3 protein-coding genes are annotated in these 2,861 nt (G+C 64.8%); all 3 read left to right on the top strand.

Annotated elements, in window-relative coordinates; all coding sequences use genetic code 11:
- Window positions 1-111 precede the first annotated feature (111 nt).
- The gene (locus AC11W3_RS06420) at window positions 112-1,455 is read left to right on the top strand and encodes a UbiD family decarboxylase (protein WP_484092677.1); all 1,344 of its coding nucleotides are present in this window, start codon (window positions 112-114) and stop codon (window positions 1,453-1,455) included.
- Between the two features lie 46 nt (window positions 1,456-1,501).
- Window positions 1,502-2,371, top strand: a complete 870-nt coding sequence (locus tag AC11W3_RS06415) for a UbiA-like polyprenyltransferase (protein WP_484090661.1) — start codon at window positions 1,502-1,504, stop codon at window positions 2,369-2,371.
- A partial coding sequence (locus AC11W3_RS06410) for a UbiX family flavin prenyltransferase (protein WP_484092676.1) occupies window positions 2,368-2,861 on the top strand: 494 nt, incomplete at its 3' end. The genes AC11W3_RS06415 and AC11W3_RS06410, both read left to right, overlap by 4 nt.

Here is a 2,861-nt window from a genome sequence, read left to right as displayed (position 1 = left end):
CGGATAAAGGTCCTGCCACGGTCGACGAGGCCGGGACAGGGGAAGAAAAACGTTGTCTTCGCCCGGTGGAAGTGATAAAAACTTCCGTTTAGGAAAATTGCGGGGTTGTCCATGGGCTACAGGGATTTACGCGGCTTTCTCGCCAGGCTCGAGGCCTCGGGCGAGCTCCACCGGGTGGACGCGGTGGTCGACCCTCTCCTCGAGATTGCGGCGATCACCGACCGGCAGAGCAAGGCCGCCGGTGGGGGCAAGGCGCTGCTGTTCCGGCGGGTCAAGGGAAGCGTTTTTCCGGTAGCCACCAACCTCTTCGGTTCGTCTGCACGGATGGCCGCAGCGCTCGGGGTTGAAGAACTCCACGATCTCTCCGCCCGCATGGAGGAGCTTCTCGCCTCTCCACAGAGCGCGCCGCCTCCGGTGTGGGTTGAAAAGGCCCCGTCCCAGGAGGTGGTGCAGGGGGATCCGGACCTCGGCGGCTACCCCTTCCTCATGAGCTGGCCCCGTGACGGGGGGCGTTTCATCACCCTGCCGCTGGTCTTCACCAGGGATCCCGAGACCGGAGCCGACAATTGCGGGATGTACCGGGTCCGGCTCTTTGATGACTCAACCGCCGGGATCCGCTGGAAGGCAGGGAGCGGCGGCAACAGCCATTTCCGGAAGTATGCGGCGCATGGCGCCAGGATGCCGGTGGCCATCGCCGTCGGAGGAAGCCCGGCCCTGACACTTGCCGCCTCGCTCCCCCTGCCGGAACCCTTTGACGAGCTTTCTTTTGCCGGGTTTCTTATGGGCGAACCGGTCGAGATGGTGCGCTGTCTGACCTCCGAACTGGGCGTTCCGGCCCATGCGGAGCTGGTGATCGAGGGGTACATAGAACCGGGCGAGACGCGTCCGGAGGGTCGATTCGGCAATCACACCGGTGCCTACGACCAGGGCGAAGAGGTACCCGTCCTCAGGGTCACCCGCATCACCCACCGCTCCGACCTCATCTGCCCCGCCACGATCGTCGGGCCTCCCCCCATGGAGGACTGCTACCTGGCCAAGGCCGCCGAGCGGCTCCTCTTGCCCTTGAGCAGGAGGCAGTGCCCGGAGATAGTCGACATCACCATGCCGATGGAGGGTATCTTCCACGGCTGCGCGGTGGTCTCCATCAGGAAGACCGCCCCCGGACAGGGGCGCCGCGTGCTGGAATCGTTGCGGCAAAGCGGGTGGCTCAGGAGGGGCAAAGTGATAGTCGTGGTCGACGCCACCGACTCGCATGAGGGCCTCGGGCACTCCTTCTGGCAAGCCGTCAACGCGACGAGGTTCCCGGAAGACCTGCTGGTCAGCGACGGCTGCCTCGGCGTCGACGCCACCCGGAAGCTCCCCGAAGAAGGGGGCGCCGTCTTCGAGGAATTGAGACAGGATCAATCCGTCAGCGCCATGGTCGAAAGGCGCTGGCGTGAGTATGGCTTTCCCTGAGAGGGAAAGCGGAAAGGTCGATATGAGCAGTCAGGCAGGAGTAGAGATGACGCTTTACGCCAGGGTTCGGGTCTTCCTGGAGATGATAAAGTTTTCCCACACGATTTTCGCCCTCCCCTTTGCCTTCACCGGCGCGCTTTTGGCCGGTCGCGGTCTGCCGAGCCTCTCCCAGGCCGGCTGGATCGTCCTCGCCATGGCCGGAGCGCGCACCGCAGCCATGGGACTGAACCGCGTCATCGACGCCGAAATCGACGGCCGGAACCCGCGCACCAGGGGGCGCGCCATTCCCGCAGGGCTTCTCGGACGCGGCGTGGTGCTGGTCTTCATCGCCCTTTCCATACTCCTCATGCTCTTCGCCGCCCGGATGCTGAACCCGCTCTGCCTCTACCTTTCCCCGCTGGCGCTCGGCTTCATCCTGCTCTATTCCTACTGCAAGCGCTTCACCTCGCTGGCCCACGTGGTCCTCGGCATCTGCCTCTCCGGTGCGCCCCTCGGTGCCTGGATCGCCATCCGCGGGCAGGCCGAGCTTCCGGCCTTTCTCCTGGCCCTCGCCGTGATGTTCTGGGTGGCCGGTTTCGACATCCTCTACGCGTTGCAGGATCTCGACTTCGACAAGAGGAGCGGGCTACACTCGATTCCGGTCAGGCTCGGTGTCACGGGCTCGCTCTGGACCGCCAGGATTTTCCACGTCGCAGCCTGCGGCTTCCTCTGCGCGGTTTATCTCGTCATGCATCTCGGGCCCTTCTACCTGGCAGGCTGCGTCGCCACCTGCGCGATGCTCCTCTACGAGCATTGGCTGCTGCGGGGGGGCGACCTGGAGCGGCTTGACGCCGCGTTCTTCAACATGAACGGCTACATAAGCCTCACCGTCTTCTTCGCCACCCTGCTTGACACCCTCAAAGGGGGCCTGGCGTGAAGGACCGGCATTTCGCCCTGGCCATAACCGGCGCATCGGGTGCCGTCTATGGGCTGAGGGTGGCCGAAGAGCTGCTGCGGGCGGGTCACCGCGTCAGCATGATGATAAGCGGGGCCGGTTTTGCCGTGCTGAAGGAAGAGTGCGGCCTCGACTGGAGCGGCCGGCAGGATGACCTCGCCGCCATCCTCGCCTCCCGCTTCAACAGCGACCCCGATGCGATCCGTTACTACCGGGAGGATGATTTCTTTTCCCCCATCGCCAGCGGGTCTTCTGCTCCCGAGGCCATGGTCGTGGTTCCGTGTTCGATGGGGACCCTCTCCCGGATCAGCTGCGGCAACTCCGGAAACCTTCTCGAGCGGGCGGCGGACGTGATGCTCAAGGAGGGGCGTCCGTTGGTGCTGGTGCCGCGGGAAACACCGCTGAACGCCATCCACCTGGAGAACATGCTGAAGCTCGCGCGCCTGGGGGTACGGATGGTTCCAGCCATGCC

It is taken from the genome of Geomonas sp. (genome assembly GCF_056994735.1).
Note: the sequence above shows the minus strand (reverse complement) of the source record. Positions and strands in the feature narration are given on the sequence as shown.